The sequence below is a fragment of the Candidatus Chromulinivorax destructor genome, from assembly GCF_003366055.1.
Lineage (GTDB): Bacteria > Babelota > Babeliae > Babelales > Chromulinivoraceae > Chromulinivorax > Chromulinivorax destructor.
Genome location: NZ_CP025544.1, coordinates 634,771 through 651,894, shown reverse-complemented (window position 1 = coordinate 651,894; position 17,124 = coordinate 634,771). Strand labels below are relative to the sequence as shown.

19 protein-coding genes are annotated in these 17,124 nt (G+C 33.9%); 13 read left to right on the top strand and 6 right to left on the bottom strand.

Annotation, left to right across the window (positions count from 1 at the left end):
* Positions 1 to 254: 254 nt before the first annotated feature.
* From C0J27_RS03280 to C0J27_RS03270, 3 genes are all read right to left on the bottom strand, one after another.
* Positions 255 to 1,526 (bottom strand): clostripain-related cysteine peptidase, encoded by a 1,272-nt coding sequence (locus C0J27_RS03280; protein WP_115585767.1) that lies wholly within the window; start codon positions 1,524 to 1,526, stop codon positions 255 to 257.
* 33 nt (positions 1,527 to 1,559) lie between these two features.
* On the bottom strand, positions 1,560 to 3,125 hold the full coding sequence (locus C0J27_RS03275; RefSeq protein ID WP_115585766.1) for a clostripain-related cysteine peptidase: 1,566 nt from the start codon (positions 3,123 to 3,125) through the stop codon (positions 1,560 to 1,562).
* A gap of 69 nt (positions 3,126 to 3,194) precedes the next feature.
* Positions 3,195 to 4,289, bottom strand: coding sequence for a ComEC/Rec2 family competence protein (locus tag C0J27_RS03270; protein WP_115585765.1), 1,095 nt, complete (start codon positions 4,287 to 4,289; stop codon positions 3,195 to 3,197).
* Between the two features lie 107 nt (positions 4,290 to 4,396).
* On the opposite strand from C0J27_RS03270, the gene C0J27_RS03265 reads away from it, so the two are divergent.
* The 3 genes from C0J27_RS03265 to prs all read left to right on the top strand — a co-directional run bounded on the left by C0J27_RS03265 (position 4,397) and on the right by prs (position 8,175).
* On the top strand, positions 4,397 to 7,021 hold the full coding sequence (locus C0J27_RS03265) for a M16 family metallopeptidase (protein WP_115585764.1): 2,625 nt from the start codon (positions 4,397 to 4,399) through the stop codon (positions 7,019 to 7,021).
* 19 nt (positions 7,022 to 7,040) lie between these two features.
* Positions 7,041 to 7,229: a hypothetical protein gene (locus C0J27_RS05685; protein ID WP_162801769.1), complete on the top strand. Its 189-nt coding sequence runs from the start codon at positions 7,041 to 7,043 to the stop codon at positions 7,227 to 7,229.
* A gap of 76 nt (positions 7,230 to 7,305) precedes the next feature.
* Positions 7,306 to 8,175, top strand: coding sequence for a ribose-phosphate diphosphokinase (prs, locus tag C0J27_RS03260; RefSeq protein WP_115585763.1), 870 nt, complete (start codon positions 7,306 to 7,308; stop codon positions 8,173 to 8,175).
* A 59-nt stretch (positions 8,176 to 8,234) separates the two neighbouring features.
* Here prs and C0J27_RS03255 read toward each other — a convergent pair whose 3' ends face one another.
* Positions 8,235 to 9,605, bottom strand: a complete 1,371-nt coding sequence (locus C0J27_RS03255) for a hypothetical protein (protein ID WP_115585762.1) — start codon at positions 9,603 to 9,605, stop codon at positions 8,235 to 8,237.
* A 121-nt stretch (positions 9,606 to 9,726) separates the two neighbouring features.
* Between C0J27_RS03255 and C0J27_RS03250 the strand changes: the two genes are divergently transcribed.
* The 9 genes from C0J27_RS03250 to C0J27_RS03215 all read left to right on the top strand — a co-directional run bounded on the left by C0J27_RS03250 (position 9,727) and on the right by C0J27_RS03215 (position 15,090).
* The gene (locus tag C0J27_RS03250; RefSeq protein ID WP_115585761.1) at positions 9,727 to 10,113 is read left to right on the top strand and encodes an iron-sulfur cluster assembly scaffold protein; all 387 of its coding nucleotides are present in this window, start codon (positions 9,727 to 9,729) and stop codon (positions 10,111 to 10,113) included.
* A 103-nt stretch (positions 10,114 to 10,216) separates the two neighbouring features.
* A complete protein-coding gene (locus tag C0J27_RS03245) occupies positions 10,217 to 12,118 on the top strand; it encodes a 30S ribosomal protein S1 (protein ID WP_115585760.1) in 1,902 nt (633 codons plus the stop codon).
* 1 nt (position 12,119) lies between these two features.
* Entirely contained in the window at positions 12,120 to 12,524 is a 405-nt protein-coding gene (ndk, locus tag C0J27_RS03240) for a nucleoside-diphosphate kinase (protein ID WP_115585759.1), read from the top strand.
* A gap of 221 nt (positions 12,525 to 12,745) precedes the next feature.
* Positions 12,746 to 12,991, top strand: a complete 246-nt coding sequence (locus C0J27_RS03235) for a hypothetical protein (RefSeq protein ID WP_162801768.1) — start codon at positions 12,746 to 12,748, stop codon at positions 12,989 to 12,991.
* A 160-nt stretch (positions 12,992 to 13,151) separates the two neighbouring features.
* Entirely contained in the window at positions 13,152 to 13,586 is a 435-nt protein-coding gene (locus C0J27_RS03230; RefSeq protein WP_115585757.1) for a hypothetical protein, read from the top strand.
* A gap of 57 nt (positions 13,587 to 13,643) precedes the next feature.
* Positions 13,644 to 13,973 carry a hypothetical protein gene (locus C0J27_RS03225; protein WP_162801767.1) on the top strand — a complete coding sequence of 110 codons (330 nt, stop codon included), beginning with the start codon at positions 13,644 to 13,646 and terminating at the stop codon, positions 13,971 to 13,973.
* Positions 13,974 to 14,194: 221 nt separating this feature from the next.
* On the top strand, positions 14,195 to 14,362 hold the full coding sequence (locus C0J27_RS05680) for a hypothetical protein (protein WP_162801766.1): 168 nt from the start codon (positions 14,195 to 14,197) through the stop codon (positions 14,360 to 14,362).
* Between the two features lie 175 nt (positions 14,363 to 14,537).
* Positions 14,538 to 14,837: a hypothetical protein gene (locus C0J27_RS03220; protein ID WP_115585755.1), complete on the top strand. Its 300-nt coding sequence runs from the start codon at positions 14,538 to 14,540 to the stop codon at positions 14,835 to 14,837.
* Between the two features lie 13 nt (positions 14,838 to 14,850).
* Positions 14,851 to 15,090 (top strand): hypothetical protein, encoded by a 240-nt coding sequence (locus C0J27_RS03215; RefSeq protein WP_115585754.1) that lies wholly within the window; start codon positions 14,851 to 14,853, stop codon positions 15,088 to 15,090.
* A gap of 80 nt (positions 15,091 to 15,170) precedes the next feature.
* Here the strand turns inward: C0J27_RS03215 and nusB are convergent, their stop codons facing one another.
* Together nusB and efp are read right to left on the bottom strand one after the other, a co-directional pair.
* Positions 15,171 to 15,686, bottom strand: coding sequence for a transcription antitermination factor NusB (nusB, locus tag C0J27_RS03210; RefSeq protein WP_115585753.1), 516 nt, complete (start codon positions 15,684 to 15,686; stop codon positions 15,171 to 15,173).
* Positions 15,687 to 15,699: 13 nt separating this feature from the next.
* Positions 15,700 to 16,266 (bottom strand): elongation factor P, encoded by a 567-nt coding sequence (efp, locus tag C0J27_RS03205; RefSeq protein ID WP_350337599.1) that lies wholly within the window; start codon positions 16,264 to 16,266, stop codon positions 15,700 to 15,702.
* 189 nt (positions 16,267 to 16,455) lie between these two features.
* Here efp and C0J27_RS03200 point away from each other — a divergent pair, with 189 nt between their 5' ends.
* A complete protein-coding gene (locus tag C0J27_RS03200) occupies positions 16,456 to 17,097 on the top strand; it encodes a hypothetical protein (protein WP_115585752.1) in 642 nt (213 codons plus the stop codon).
* Positions 17,098 to 17,124 lie beyond the last annotated feature (27 nt).

Sequence of the window (17,124 nt, the reverse complement as noted above, 5' to 3'; positions counted from 1 at the left end):
GCCTTTTGATGGTTGCGCCTTATGTGGATAAGTGGTGGATAACTTGGGGATAACTATGGGGATAACTTTTTGGCGGGCTCTGAATAGTGCTTGCTGGAGGATCTTTTCGAGCTTCTTGCTCTGAATAGCTACTCTAGCAGGGCTTATTCCACACTCTGTGAGAGTTGTCCACCACTTATCCACCACTTATCCACCACTTATCCACATAATAATACAATTAGAAACTTGACCTTCTTTTGGTTATTCAGTGTGAATCATGCTTTGCTTGCAATCGCATATTGCATGAGCATTTTGCCCCAATTGTTAGATTGGTTAAAATCGCAAGAAAGGTATGAGGGCAGTGCTCCATGATCTGGAAAGTGAATAGACAGCCCTTTTGCTTGGTGCGCATTATTTCCTGCTGTATTTGCAATGACTGCGTTATTTATTAGTTGTAGACCTTGCCTTGTAAAGTTTCGCAGATTTGATTTTATTGAGTTTTCTTTGATTTTGTTTTTCAAATTAATTTGATTTATGTTTGCTTGAAGGTTGCTGTAAAAGTTTTGTAAATCAATAAATGATGGCTCGTGAAAGCAGGTGCATAAAGGTGCTGTTTTGCATTTTTTTAAAAGAGTTGTCACTGATTTTTTATTTTGAAGTTCTATTGCAGTAAGTAGTTCAAGAGCAACAGAGTTTATATTTATTTCAATTGCATTGATCTTGGTTAAGTTTATTGCTGATTGAGTGTAATTAAGTTTTGTTGGGCCGTATATTTTTGTAAAAGATTCTATAATATGGCATGCAATTTCTTGGGGCAAAGGAACTTTTTCTTGATGAAATTTATGTAAAACAAGTTGATAGCTTGAACCTGGTGCGTATTCTACATTTTGAGAAGAGACAAGGTAGTCAATGTGATTTTTTAATGAACTTGCAACTTCTACCATTGACATTAAGCATGCTTCAAGCCAAAGTACTGCTATTTTTTTGCCACGCAAGACTTTTTGATGTATTTCTTGCAAGGCAAATGTAAGGTCTTTGTTTGTCATATAGCTTTTAAAGGTATCATCAAAACAAATGCCTCGTTGTTCAAATTCATCAATGACTTCTAGGTTGAATTCACTGCAGTATCTTGAAGGATCGTGAATTCCTGAGCCATGACTCCATAAGTTTAAAATTAAATTCTCTGCAGGATAATTTTTCATTGCCCAGTCAGCTGCATCAATAAGTGTTTGGGGGCTGCCGCTATTTAATTTTTCTACTGGGGCTTGGTTGCGAGCTGTTATAAGAGTTTTTTTTCCCTTTTCTATGAAATAACGCTCTGTCTTTTTTTCTTTGCCCGGCGTATTTATCTGAACAAGAACATTAACATTTTGATTTGATCCTACCGTAAGCATTTGCTCTAAGTTATAAAGTGCGTAGCGAGCAAGATTGTTATCTGCTGCCATGAAAACTAATAAGGTATATTTTTTTTTAAATTGAGCTTGTAAGTTGCATGGCAGACCCAGGAGTATGAACAATGACAAAATATATTTACATCTAATTGGCATGTTGATACTCCTCAATCGGCTTGTTTTAAAATATCATCGCGCTTGTTGAAGATATTGAATGAGTAGGTTCATCCAGCTATTTGAGCGAGCAAAACTACATATTGGGTAGGAGTGAAATATATTTCTTTCTGGAAAATATATAGATATTCCACAAGCATGAGAAAGGTTGCTTCCTGTTGTATTTGCTATAACAGCTCTATTAATTGCGTTAATTCCCTTTTCAAGAAGAAATTTTAATTCTGCTTTAATTGTAGCTTCTTTTGCTTTGTCATTAAGGTTAATTTGCCCAAGGTTTGCTTGAAGGTTAATGTAAAGATGGCGAATGTCTATAAAAGAAGGTTCCTCAAAGCATGTGCATGCAGGCCGGGACTTTGACTGTTGAATCATCTTGAAAACTGATTTATCAGTCTGGTATTGCATTGCAGTTACAAGCTGTTGGGCAACGAGCTCTATATTTTCTTCAATGACACCTGTTAACGATAAATCTATTGCTGATTGTGTAAAATCACGAGTGATGTTTTGATATGCTTTTTCAAATGAGTGCACAATGTGGCATGCAAATTCTTTAGGAGATAATGATCTATCAATAAAAGGGCTAAGAGCTAATTGATAATTTGATCCTGATGCATATTCAACATCTTGTGATCCCATAAAGTAGTCTGCATGATCTTTGCATATATTTGTAATTTCAATCATCGACATAAGGCAAGCATCAAACCAAACTGCAGCTATTTTTTTACCGCCTAAGATTCGATTTTGAATTTGCGATAGAGCGTACTTGAGGTCTTGGTTGCTCATGTAGCTCTTGTATGTTTCATCAAAGCATATTCCGCGCTTTTCGCTTTCTAGATAATCATTATCATCAAGAGTGTCTTGATTTTTTTTAGCTTCATTTTGATTATAGTTGTTTTGTTCTTCGATGTGTTCAATGAATTCAATGCTGCGATCAAGCTCAAGTAGGTTTGTCTCAGAGTTCATATAAAAAAGATCGTATGTGCTAATAGTTTTCAAAACTCCTGGATCCCAGCATCCTGAGCCATGGTTCCAAAAATTAACTATTAAGTTTTTTGCAGGATAGTACTTCATTGCCCACTCTACGCAGTCAATTAAGGTTTCTGGATCGCCGCTATCAAGTTTTGTTGTGAGCGCTGGGCCCTCTGCAGGAACAAGTAATCTTTTGCCTTTTTTTATTACATATCGCTTTGTAGGATTGTTAGCACCTGGAGTGTGGAGCTGAACGATGATGTTGATATTTTGATTGGAGCCAACAGCTTCCATTTGAACGATATTTTTTAGTGCAAATCTGTATAAATCGTTATTTGCAGCCATAAAAACAACGAGTGTGCAATCTTTTTCAGCAGAGATTGTACGCAGGTCTAATAGTTCTTCCTCTGTAGCACTGTTTAAATATTCCTGATCCTTGTCTTGTTCTAGAGATAGCCGCAATAATTCAGAAGTATAGATTAAAATGTTTTCTGGATCTGATATCTGTAGGTTGCTTATTTCAGCTTTTGTAGAATCAAAATCGCCTGTGATTGCGTGGCTGGCGTGTAGTAAATTTATGCATAAAATGAGCATATATATTTTAGCGTTTTTCATGTACGAACTCCTTGGTTATTAAACCATCAGACTAGACTTATTTTGAGTCCAACATAGAAAAACGAAGAATTAAGAAGCAATAGTTTTTGTATTTTGAGTTGCCTGACAAAACCATAATATCAAAAGAGTTACACTAAAGCTCAATTGAAAATCTAAAAAGAAGAGGTGGTGAGGGTTGAGCGTTAATATAAAAAAAGCTGTTAAAAAAAGAATGTGAATGGAGTTGCTGGGGAGGAAAAGCTGCTTGCATAATGCATAAAAAGTATACATATAAAAAGCTCGCATAAATGCTACTGAAGAGTATGTTGTGGCATAATATATCCACAATAATGCAAGTATGAACAGTTGTTTTTTTGATGAGCTGCATGGGATACAAGCAAGAAGAAATGATAAAAGGCTTATGAGTATAACAAGATGAAGTCCTGATCGTGCTAGGTGATGAGAGATTCCCCAGTATTGAAATGTTTTTTTCATACGATTTGTTGTTGGAGATTTTATTTTTTTTCCGCAGAAAATTGAAAGATACAATGTTTTTGTTAATTCTGAAAAATTATGCTGTGTTGCAAGTAAAGGCAGGCTTGCTAACAGATTAATTTGTTGCTGAAATGCAGTTGGCTTTGCAACAGTTGTATAAAAAAGCTTTTTTTGATGCGCAACAGCCCATACATTTTCTCGAATTAAATATTCTTGATATGAAGATGAATGAGGGTGTTTAAGTATAATATTTTTTATGGATATTTTTTGATAAGATTTAAGCCAAACTGTTGTGTAGTAAGGCAAAAATAGATAGATTTTTTTGTGAACTGGATACTTTTTGTCATGAATTTCTATCTGGTGGACTTGCAAGATAATGCAAATTTGTTCAGTCTCATCAAGGCGAGGCATAATCTCTTGGACTGTTGCAATGATGTTGCATTTCTTTTCAAGTAGGTGGCTATCTGAAAAATAAACTTCTCTGTTTTGATAATAACGAGTTGATCCAAAAAAGAAAAGACAGCATGCAAGAGCACATAATAAAGGGGCATTTTTTTCTTGAAAAATTAAAAATAAACTGCCGCTTGCAATCGCAAGGCTCCATATTGAATAAGGGGTCCAGCAAATGCCGGCAATGAAAGCCATAATAACTATGGCAAGATATTTTGTAGAAAAACTAAATGATTGCATGAGAAAGGGTGTGGTGAAAATTGTATTTATTTATGATTAGTATACCATAAAAAAACACTTTGGTGTGTCTAAAATTTAAATCGTGTAAAAACTGTGGGGACAGCTCTATGCAAAACAAACGTGTCATTCAATCGAGTTTAAGTAATGGGCTTACCATTCTTGTCTGTCCAAAAAAAGGTGCTGAAAAAGTTTCTATACAGCTTTGGTATAATGTTGGTTCTAAGCATGAAAAATCTGGAGAAAAAGGGATTGCTCATTTTATTGAACATATGATTTTTAAAGGAACAACAACGTTAACTGAGTCTGATATTAATCTTGTTGTCAGTAAATTATCAGGAAGTTGTAATGCTTTTACATCATATGACTATACAGGCTACTTGTTTGATATTCCTGTAGCTAACTGGGATAAAGTTTTACCAATTATGTCAGATTGTATGACGAATTGTTCTTTCAAGCAAGAGCATCTTAATTCAGAAGTTAAAGCTGTTATTCAAGAGCTCAAAATGTATAAAGATAACTATGGCGCAACGCTTGCAGAGACCATGGTTACCAATCTGTTTGAGTCGCATCCTTACCATTACCCAATTATTGGTTATAAGCAAGATTTATGGAGTGTTACTCGCGAAACATTGTTAGCTTTTTATAAAAAACATTATACACCTGATAACGCTGTAATGATTATTGTTGGTGATGTTAATCCAGAAGAAGTGCATGAAAAAATTGAAAAAGAATTTTCACATATTCCTGCGGGAAATGGTTGGAATAATGAGAAGTTTTTCTTAAATGAAGATGTAAAACGCAAGTCTATTCGTTTATTTAGAGATATTAAGCAACCAATCTGTACGGTTTCATTCTTAATTCCTGGAGTTATAACTAAAAATGAATTTATTGTTGAATCGCTCTGTTATGTGCTTGCAAATGGCAGAGGTTCTCGTTTGTACAAACTTTTAGTTGATCAACTACAACTTGTTGTAAGCATTCACGCGTTTTCTTATGACTTATTTGATCAAGCTGTTTTGTTTATTGAGTTTAATCCAAAAGATGCAAAAGACATTGAGTTAATTATTCAGCATATCCAACGAGAAATTGATCTTATAGCCCAAGATGGTCCAAGCGTCAAAGAAGTTGAAAGAGCGCAACGATTTGCTCAAATTGAGTATCAACAAATGCTTGAAGACACTCAAAAACAAGCTTATGCAATTGGAAAATCATTTCTTGCGATTAAAGATCCTTTGTACCCATTTGAATATGGCAATATTGAGCAGAATGTTTTGATTGAAGAGATAAAGAACCTTGCGACAAATTATTTACATGAAGTTGTTCGCAACCAAGGGGAAGTTGTTGCGATTCCTGAACGCCAGATAGCATACTTGAATAAATTACAGCAAGAATCTGATGATGAAGATGCAGCAATTTTAGGAGCAAAGCAACGCGAAACTCTTGTTGAAGATGGATCGTATGTTCATTCTGTTATCCTCAATGAAAAGCAAACTTTTGATTACAGTAAACCAGGCAGCGTTGTTCTTGCTAATGGGCTTGAATTGGTGTGGTTTCACAATGATACTGTTGACATTGTTGAGTGCCAAATTGATCTTAAAGCAAATCATTACTACGACAATCAACTTAAGCAAGGTCTTGGAAATGTTGTCAGTAGAATGCTTTTAGAAGGAACTAAAAACTTTCCCGGTCAAAGCTTTTCTGATGAAATTGAATCGCATGGCATGTCGTTTTATGTAACGCCAGGCCATGTGAGCACAACGTTCTTAAAGCAAGATGTTGAAAAAGGTTTGTCTTTATTGACTGAAATGTTTACCAATGCATCATTTGAAGATATTTCTTTGGATAAGGTTAAGGGTCGCATAGCAATTCAGTTAAAGAAATTCTGGGATAATCCTTCATCATTTAGTGTTCAGCTGGCTCGTAATGTTGTCTATAAAGACCATGCTTTTAATAATATGTTACTTGGGTCTCAAGAAAGCCTTGCGGCTATTTCATTGCAAGATTGTATTGATTATTACAAGCATATGATATCTCCTCAAGGAGCGCGAATTGCTCTTGTGGGAAATCTTAATAATTATAATGTTCAAGCGTTAGTTGAAAAAACTTTGGGCCAATGGCAGGGAAGCTCTGTTGATAATTTGGTTTATCCAGGGCTTGCAACCGTTGAAAAACAAGATATTACATCGTATATTAATCGGGATCAAATTGTTCTTCTTTTTGCAGGACTATCTATTGATAGATTACATGAAGATTACGATAAAATTTTGTTGTTTGATCAAATTTTAACAGGTGGTGCGCTTCGTTCTATGAGCTCTCGATTATTTAAATTACGTGAACAAACTGGTTTGTTTTATACCATTGGTGGCTCATTATTGTATGGTGCAAGTGAACAACCGGGTATGATTCTGATTAAAACAATTGTGTCAAATGATAGAATAGAAGAAGCTGAAAAAGTTATAAAAAAAGAAATTGATGAAGCAATTCTTTCTATAGAAGAAGATGAACTACAAGAAGCAAAAAATGCTCTTATTAATTCATTTGATTCTCTGTATGACAGCAATGAGCAAAAAGCTTCGACATTCTTGTTTTTAAAGAAGTATAATTTGCCGTTTAATTATTTTGAAAAACAAGTCGATGTTTTACAAAAAATAACGATAGCTCAAGTTCAGCAAGCTGTTAAAAAGATTTTATCGAGTGATAAACTTGTTAAAATCAAAGTAGGCCGAATTTAAAAAAGCAGAAGGAGTTTGTATGAAGTTTTTAATGAACTTGTTGTGTGTTGCAATTTTAGCTGGTGCTGCATATTGCTTATATCAGCAAAGAATAATGCAACAAGAAGCTGTTGCTATTGAAAATTCTTTAGAAGCAGTTTGCAGTGAAATTCAAGAAAAATTTGAAACTGATCAAAATACAAGTGAAACGTTACCTGTTAAGAATTAATTTGTATAAAAAATAATAAAAAAGGCCTAAGAGTTTGTTGTTCAGATTCTTAGGCCTTTTTTGCAAGAAAGGTTGTATGTTATTTCTACAAGAACAGTATGAATACTTAGCCGCAGGTTTTTCTGACCGTTGTTTTTATGAAGTTCAGCAATTTGAAAATCAAGAACTTGTTGTAAAGTTGCTTGATAGTGTACAAGGTAAAAAATGCATTGTTATTGGATCACTTACAGCTCCGCTAGAACAGTCTTTAACTCTGTTGCTATTATTGCATGCTTTAATTCAAGGAAAAGCATCTTCAGTTACCTTGTATGCGCCGTACTTAGGCTATCAGCGACAAGATCTTTATAACGTTGGTCTATCTCACGGCTTTGTGTGGGCTGATGCGCTTTTATTGAGTACGGGGGTTTGTAGAGTTGTAACTATAGAGGCCCATAATTATGATCAGTTGTTACAGGCAACCGTTCCTGTTTTGGTTCAAACATCAGAACAGCTATTTATTCATGATATGGCTCGGTATGTTTCACTTGGATTTACTTTTGTTTATCCTGATGCCGGAGCTATTAAAAGATCTACTTGGATTTATGATTTTTTTCCGCATGTTTCGTATGGTTTTTTTTTGAAAAAAAGAAATTTTCAAGAGCTTACTATGCATGATTTTCAAGGAAAGATTGGTAAAAAAGTTATGGTATATGATGATATTTTAGACTCTGGGCAGACTTTAATACAAACTTGTATGGCATTAAAATTAATGGGGGTTGAAGAGATAGTTATTTTTGTGACGCATGCTTTTTTTCATGGAGTTGCGTGGAACGATTTGTGGGCACTAGGAGTTAAAGTATTATTTTGTACTAACTCAACTCCGCCAGCTCATCAAATTAATCATGAGCGTATTCATGTGAAATCTATTACACCTTTGATCAAAAATATAGTTGATTTGACTTTGTAGTTTTTGAGCATAAATAAATTTAAAAGGCCTTGATACAAAAATATCAAGGCCTTTTAAATTTATTTATTTTTTTTACCATACAGTATCTCAAATATACCATAATGGTATCCGTCGCTATTAGTTTTTGATTTTTGAGGTTGAGGTTTTATTACATGAGTTTGATGAGTTGGATTTTTTACTGTAACTGTCGGAGTTGAAGTTCTGGATGTTGCGCTTAAAGGAGTTGGCGCTTTTTGCATTGAAGCTTTTGGTGATGCGGATGGATTTTCATCTTTGTGCTCTTCGCTTGAATCACTTGGGATATAGATATTTTTTAAGTCTTCAAACCAGTCTTTTTCTATCATAGTTTTAATGCGTTCCATCATAGGCAGCATTAATAATTGTTTTTCTGCCATTTCATGATTTGTTTGTTGAAGTTGTGAAACATATAAATCCAGAGCCGTTATTTTGGCTACTAATTTATTGACAACATCTCTGTTTGTATTGATATGGTCTTGAATAGCGCTTGCTTGTAAGCTTATTATTTGATTTATATCATCTGTATGTTCATGTTGCTCATGTACAATTGCTTTAATTTGCTCGTCTTGTCTAAAATTACTTTCATTAAGGTACTTTAATGCCTCATCTAGTTTTTTATCACACTTAGAAAGCCCTTTGTATATCTGTTTATTGAGTTCTAAATCTTTTGAGTTGACGTCTTTGCGAAGATTATTGACAGCTGTTGTAAATTCTCGTGTTATTCTTTTGTCCGCAGAGTCCATTTTGTCTTGCATAATAGCTAAACGAGCTCTTTCTTCTGCATGTAAATAATAATCAACTTGCCTCCAAGCAATATAGCCAACAATAGCAGTAAATGCTGTAGGAATAACAGCTTGCCAAATTGATTGTGCAGCACTTGCTGCAAGTAAGTCGTCAAACCCAAAGACTCTCTTTTCCGACTTTAATAATGACTCTGTTACTTTACCAACATAAATTGAAGCTCCTAGAGATGTGATTCCAATGCCTCCTGATACAATATTTTTATAAGCTAAATTTTGTTTAATTTTTTCTTGCTCAATTTTCTTAATGTTTGATTTTTCTTCAATCATAGAAAAAGGTGCAATAACTTCATTGCTATTCAGGTAGCTTGTTAAGAGAGTTTCTCTTACTTTATTGAGTGATTCTAGTTTTAGTATTTCAATTGATGCTGATTGTATAGCAGTCGTAAGATCTACTGAATCTCTTCTGTTGTTTATACTAATCAACTCATTTACATGGGATAAATTTGAATATTCGTTACCATCGAGTTGAGTAATCGGCTTAAAGTTTCTAGTTAACATTATTTCATCTTGAGCGTATTGTTCTTGAGTGTCAAGATCTGAGCAAATTGCTGTCTGAAAAATAAGTATTCCGCAAGAAAGAAAGAGCATTAATTTGTTTTTTTGTTTCATAGAAGACATCCTTTTTGTAATAAAATTTACTATACTGTACTGACTGGGGATGAATAAAATCAAGGCTTTATGTTTTCTCCTTGAGAATGCATTTGCCTTGTAAGCAATGAGGGGTTTTTAGATGAGTATGCAAAATTTATACGAGCAAGAATTGCTTGATCATTATCAAAGTCCAAGAAATTTTGGGCTTTTTGAATCTTTTGATTTTATTTCACCAATGTATAACCCATCGTGTGGCGATAGTGTGACAATATGCGCGCTTGTTCATGAGAGCAAAATAACTAAAATAGCTTTTCAGGGTAAGGGTTGTGTTTTAAGTGTTGCGATGGCATCAAAGTTGACAGAATTTGCTCTTGATAAGAAATTAGAACAACTTTTAGAGCTTGATGACACCCTGGTAGAGCAGTTGTTAAACATGCAACTTGGCTTAAAGCGCATGCAGTGCGGGATGCTGTCTTTAATGGCTTTACAAAAGGGAATAAAATCATATTTAGAAAAAAAAGTGTGATTTGCTTAGTCAAAAATAATCTGTTAAATTAAAAAGTGATACTACTATTTTTCTTACATTTTTTCAGTTTTTTAGATAGATAAAAAACTGTATTGGGAGCGCTATGTCAAAAGAGTTTATTAAGCCGAAGCAATTTGCTCGTGCTGAAGTCGTCGCAGATCAAGGCTTTACTTTAAGTGCAGAGCAACTTAAAGATATGCAAGAACTGTATGATGGCACTGTTGGAAAATTCTCTACAGGTCAATTAATTACAGGTAAAATTCTTGAAGTTGATGGTAGCGGTGTCTTAGTTGATATCGACTACAAATCAAACGGATTTATTCCTGCTTACGAGTTTCCTGAACATGAATTAAAAGCTTTGTCTGTTGGATCTGACATCGAAGTTATGATTGACGAAATCGAAAACGTTAATGGTGATGTTGTTCTATCTTACGAACAAGCTAAAGCTGTTAAAGCTTGGGACAGAATCGCTAAATTACAAGAAGCTGGCTTGCCAGTTGAAGGTATGGTTCTTCACAAGGTTAAAGGCGGTCTTAGTGTTGACGTTGGTATTCCTGCGTTCCTTCCTGGTTCACAAGTTGATTTACATCGTGTAACTGACTTTGATCAATATGTTGGTCAAATGGTTACTGCAGAAATTATCAAAATTAACAAAAAACGTGGAAATATCATCATTTCTCGTCGTAAATTCCTTGCTGAACGTCGTGATGAATCAAGAAAAGTTGTTCTTGGATCTCTTGAAGTTGGTAAAGTTATTGAAGGCGTTGTTAAAAACATCACTAACTACGGTGTGTTTATCGACGTTGGCGGCGTAGATGGCTTATTGCATATCACTGATATGACATGGGGCAGAATCTCTCACCCAAGCGAAATTGTTAAAATTGGTGAAACAATTTCTGTTAAAGTACTTTCTATCGACAAAGAAAACTTCAAAGTTTCTCTTGGTATGAAACAAATGGATAAAAATCCATGGCAAAGTCTTGATGCAGCTGTACAAGTGGGCAGCCGTGTTAAAGGTAAAGTTGCAAGTATTACTGACTATGGCGTTTTTGTTGAAATACAAAAAGGCGTAGAAGGTTTAATTCATATTTCAGAAATTTCTTGGACAGACAGAATTTCTAACTTACAAGATAGATTTACAGTTGGACAAGAGTTAGAAGCATTAGTTGTTTCTCTTGATGTTGACAACCGTAGAATGTCTCTAAGTATCAAGCAATTAGAAAAAAATCCTTGGACAGCAGTTGGCGAAGATTTTAAAGCTGGGCAAACGATCAAAGGCGTAATTAGCAATGTTACTGACTTTGGTATTTTCGTTCAATTAATGCCAGGTGTTGATGGTTTAGTTCACGTTTCTGACCTTTCATGGACAGAACACATTGAACATCCAGGTGACTTGTACAAACGTGGTGACAAGATCGAAGCTGTTATTATCTCTATTGATGAAGATAGCAAAAAAGTAGCTCTTGGTATCAAACAATTGAAACAAGATCCATGGAAAACTGTTGAAGCAGATTACCCTGTAGATTCTATTGTTAAAGGGACTGTAACAAAAATCACTAACTATGGTGCTTTTGTTAAACTTGCAACAGGAATCGAAGGTTTAATTTACAACTCAGAATTACTTGAGCAAAAAGATGAGCCTGTAAAAGCTGGACAAGAAAAAGAATTACGCGTAATCAATGCAAGCGCTGAAGAGCGTAAGCTTGGTTTAAGTCTTTCTCTTGAAGCTCCTAAAAAAGTAGAAAAGAAAGAAGCTGCAGCTCCTGCAACTTCAACAACTACTTCTTCAGCAGCAGCTCCTAAGAAAAAAGCAGCTACAGCTCCTAAAAAAGAATCTCAATCATTCTCATCATCTACACATTCAAACGAAGGTTCAAAAGCAAAATCTGCTTTCCAACTAGAACTTGAAAGACATATGTCTGGTGCAGCTGATGTTGCTGTAGACAAAAAAGCTAAGACAGAAGAAGTTGTTAAAGCTAAAAAAGCTACAGTTAAAAAGGACTAATATGGAACGTACTTTTGCAATTATTAAGCCAGATGCTGTTGCAGCAAAAAACGCTGGTAAAATTATTGATATGATTGAAGCTGCTGGGTTCAACATTGTTGGTATGCATAAAATCAACATGAGCCAAGAACAAGCAAATGAATTATACAAAGAACACAGCGCACGATCATTCTTTGGTGAAATGGTTGCTGCGATGATGGCTTCTCCTATCATTATTCTTGCTCTTGAAAAAGAGAATGCAGTATTGGCATGGAGAGATCTTATGGGTGCAACAAATCCAAAAGATGCAGCTGCAGGCACAGTTCGTGCATTGTACGGTGCAAACATTGGAGCAAATGCTGCTCATGGTTCAGATTCATTAGCAAGTGCAGCTCGTGAATTAGCAATATTCTTTCCAGCTCTATAATCTGCAAAGATTGTCAGCCTAGTTTATTGAGATAATTAAATAAAAGATGGTAATATTATAGAAATATAATGTTACCATCTTTTATTTTGTGTGACTGTAATTTCTGTTTTCATATTTTTTATAAATTTTTATTCATACTGTCACACTGATTTTGCAAAATGTTTTCTATTTGATAACATGGTAGAGCGTAATAAAAGTTTTCCTTTATGAAAGATATCAAAATGAAAATAAAAAATTTAGCATTGTTATTTGTATTGAGTGGCGCTGTTACAGCATTGCAAGCAAATCCTATAACAGCTTTTATGTTAGCACAAAATTATCAAAGACAGCTTAATGATCAGCAACTAAAAGATAATCAATGTGCAACAAGTAAAAATTTAAAAGTATTAAAAAGAAAAAAAGAAAAATCACCGGAGCATTACGCGATGGTATTTCAGGCGATGCAAAAAGCAGTAGATTTACATTAATAATTATCGCCTAAGGATAGTTAAATTTATGAGCCTGAAAACATACCAAGTCAATGAAATAGATTCTTTACAGTTATATGTCATGCTTTTTACATAACTTTTCTATCTGATATAGTTAAATAAATAGTAAAAATATTTTCACCTATAAAAAAAATAAAAAATGAACAGATCAAATATAATTTTATTGATGTTAGCAAGCTTTGGATATGAAAATTTAAAAGCTGCTGAAAATTTTACACAAGTGGCTTCTGACAAAATAATCAATATTATATTTCAAGAGCCAAGGTTAATTTCTGGTTTTTGTTGTGATTGCACACAAGAAGATAAAGCTGATCTAAAAGAATTTGGTTCTAAATTAGTTGTAGACTACAAGTCTTGCGCTAAAAATTGTACGTATCAGTATTATCCTGAGCTTAACCGCATAATTTCTTCAGATAAAATAGGTGATGTTAACAAACAATTTACAGCGTTTAGAGCAGCAAAAAATGCCGAGCGAGCTGTGCTCGCCGCAAAAGAAAATTTGAAGCGTGCAAAGGTAGCATTGCACTATGAAAATTTGAGTAAAGCGATGCAGCAATCTTTAGATTTAAACTAAAAATTATGAGAGATTTCACTTTGTAATGAGGTTTTATTTTGTTACTAGGATGTAAAAATGAAAAGTAAATTATTGTTTATACTTGCTTTAATCACCAGTTTTTGCTCAATGCAAGCTTTTGACGAAGAGCAGATAAAAGTTGTAACAAAAGCAACGTCCTTAGTTATTGCGGACGTCGCATCATACGGAGTTTACTCTGTGCAGATAGGCTTGTCTCAGCTTCGTGGTGATAAAGATCGTGAAAAGCGCTTGCAGTTTTGTTTATGGGAAACACAAAATTTTCTAAAAGCTCTTAATAAAGCTCATACAAAAGAAAAAATAGATGCAGTGAGTTGGTTGTTTGCAGAACAGCTGCATGTTTGCAATAAATTAGTGTCTAGTTTATAGATATTTGCATTATACAATTAAAAAAAGCTTTCATGAAAATGAGAGCTTTTTTGTTTTTCATTTGTTTTTTAATCTATTTATATTTCTTGGGAATTGATTATCAGAGCTTTTTCATGATTTATTCAAATTTAATTACTATTTAATTGCGCAATGCTATGAACTTTTTTTAGTATGAACAAGTAGTTATAAGAGTGTAAAATATTTTAAAAAAGGAGAGTATTATGGATTACAATAAATTAGACGCTATACAAAGCACATTAATTGGAGTTTTATTACTTGTTGCAGGTATATATCTGCTTGCAGGTTACGATATCATAAATAATGCAGTAATTTGGATTATTATTGGTGTGCTTTTAGTTATTAAAGGTTTATCGTTTATACGCATTTAAGACCTATACAATAAGTAAATTTAAAATATAGAATGATTTTTAGTTGTCATCAATTAAAGATTGTTCTATATTTTTTTGTTTTCTATTGAGAATTTATTTTTTTGCAATAATATTTCAATTTGATACACTGAATTATTATTATTGAGCTTAAAACATGTTACTCAAAGGTTTTTTTATGAAAATATTTCAATTGTTAATTTGTGTATTACTTGCTTTTGGTATCGAAAAAGCTTGTGCAAGTGAACTTGGCTCACCAAGCTCAAAGTCTTATAGTAAAACAGTGAGTGCTTTTAATGCTGTTTGTCGTCAAACCAAAAAAGAAGAGCGCAATTCACCGTTATTTTTAGTTAATCATGATGAAGCTGTTTCGCCAGACACAGTTTGCCATTTTGGATGTTCTCCAAAAGCAGATAGACATAAGAAATTAAAAGCTGGTAAAAGAAAAGACGAACAAAGATTAGCAATTTTAAAATAACTAAGGATTATGTATGAAAAAATTTCAAATATTAGCATTGTTTGTAGTTGCAATGAATGCTAATGCATTTGCGGGCAAAACTTTTAGAAACAGTTCTGAAGAGCCGCATGCAAGAAAAAATGCTTTATCAAAAACCTGGTCTGAAACAGGGTCTAAAAAAGCAACTAATAGAACTTTGCAATCAATGCAAAATACAAGATTAAAAACTACTGCATCTGCAGCAACAGTTGTAAGTAAAACTATAAATAAGTAATTTTATAGTTTGTAGAATATTAAAAAGGGCTCCAATCTTGTTAGATTGGAGCCCTTAATTTTTTTGTAGATACTAGTTATCTAGAGATTTTCATTATCATCATCGCCAGCTTCTTCTGGCTTGATGCTGTTATAAATTTTATCTAAGATACCGTTTACAAATTTGTATGAATCTTGCTCAGCAAAGCATTTTGCAAGTTCAATAGCTTCGTTAATTACAATGCTGTGTGGAGTTGTAGTGTAAAGCATTTCCCAAATAGCATAACGTAATACTAAGAGTGTACAACGACCGATTCTATCAAACTTCCAGTTTTCAAGAAAGGGTACAATTTGTTCGTCAAGTTCATCTCTTTTCAATGCGATTTCATTAACAATTTTAATGATTTCGCCTTCTAGATCTATATTTGTTTCATATTCACGGTTAAAGTTAGTTGCAATAACAACTGCAGATGTTTCGTAATCAAACGCATCAGCTGCATAGAGCACGTGAAATAACAACGATCTCATTTTTCTACGAGTTGTTAAATTTTGCGAGACTAAATCATCAACGCCTGTAGTTTGATCAACGATTTGTTGGTCGGTGTTTTGATCGCTCATAGACTATATTCCGTTAAATTCGTTCAATGTACTCGTTGGTTCGAGTATCAATTTTTAAAATATCGCCTTCTTCAATGAATAATGGAGCTTGCAAAACAAGACCTGTTTCAAGTTTAATTGTTTTTGTCCCGCCGCCTTGAGCTGTGTTTCCACGTACCCCAGGTGGAGCATCAACAACTTTTAATTCCATGAACATTGGAGCGTTAATCGTAATTAATTTGCCTTTAAAATAAAGTGCATTATAAATTTCTTGCTCTTTAAGGTAATCAAGTGCTTCTTCAAGTTGATTTTTATTTAAAGATACTTGCTCAAAAGAATCTAAATCCATGAAGTGGTATAACATATCTTCGTTATAAAGAAATTGCATATCTTTATATTCTAATCCTGGATCTTCGAACTTTTCACCTGAGCGGAAAGTTTCTTCACGCATAAGTCCTGTGATCATGTTTTTCATTTTTGTGCGCACGTAAGCACCACCTTTACCCGGTTTTACATGGGCAAAGTCGATAACCATGTATGGTTCATCGCGGAACAAAATTTTACGGCCTTTTTTAAAATCAGAAGTCGCTATCACAGGCATGTCCTTTAAAGTGGGGGGAAAGATATGAATCTCGTATATTTGAGTATAAAATGATGTGGGAAAAAAATCAATATAGCTACAACTTGAAAATTTTTTTATATATATCTTTTCATTTAGATGAAAATTGTACTATACATGATGGTGAGATTGAAAAACATACACATTTTAAAAAAATTGAAAAGGAATTGTGTGAAGATTAAGTTCTGTGTTGTTGCGCTTTTTATGAACATTTTAGTTATACAAGCTTCACAACCGCATTCAATATTGCAGCGCGTTCATACTTCAGTATTGGAAGAGAATAACAAAAATGCTCAAGAAGAGTTACGTCGAGTTGAACGTGAGCGAGCAGAAATTAATAATAAAATTTCTATGCGGGTTACTACAACAAATACGCGAGATCAAATTGATATGATTGAAAGGCAAAATAACTATAAAGATGTTTTATTGCAATGCGCTGGGAGCTTGGAACGTAAGTTTGATACAAACGATATGAAGAAATTTGATAGAGAAACTAAAATAGAAAAAATGCATACGTTGCTTGTTGTACGAGATAGTTTATATCCAGTTTTAACTCATCAAGAAGATCAACTGATTTTACATGAATTAGCTGGGATAGATCAAGCAGCGCACAAGCAAAATTGTTTTTTTATGCCAAGTTCGCAAAAAATTAAAACAACAGGTCACGGTCTTATCAAGGCAATACACATGAGATTGAAAAATTTAGCAGAAGAAAATAACTTACCGCCTGCTCCAGTGGGGCAAAGTGGTTTAGGTAGTTCTGTTACAGTTGTTGTTCATGCGCATCCTGTTGCTCAGGATAGCAAGGTATAGAAAATTAATCATAAAATATTGATTATG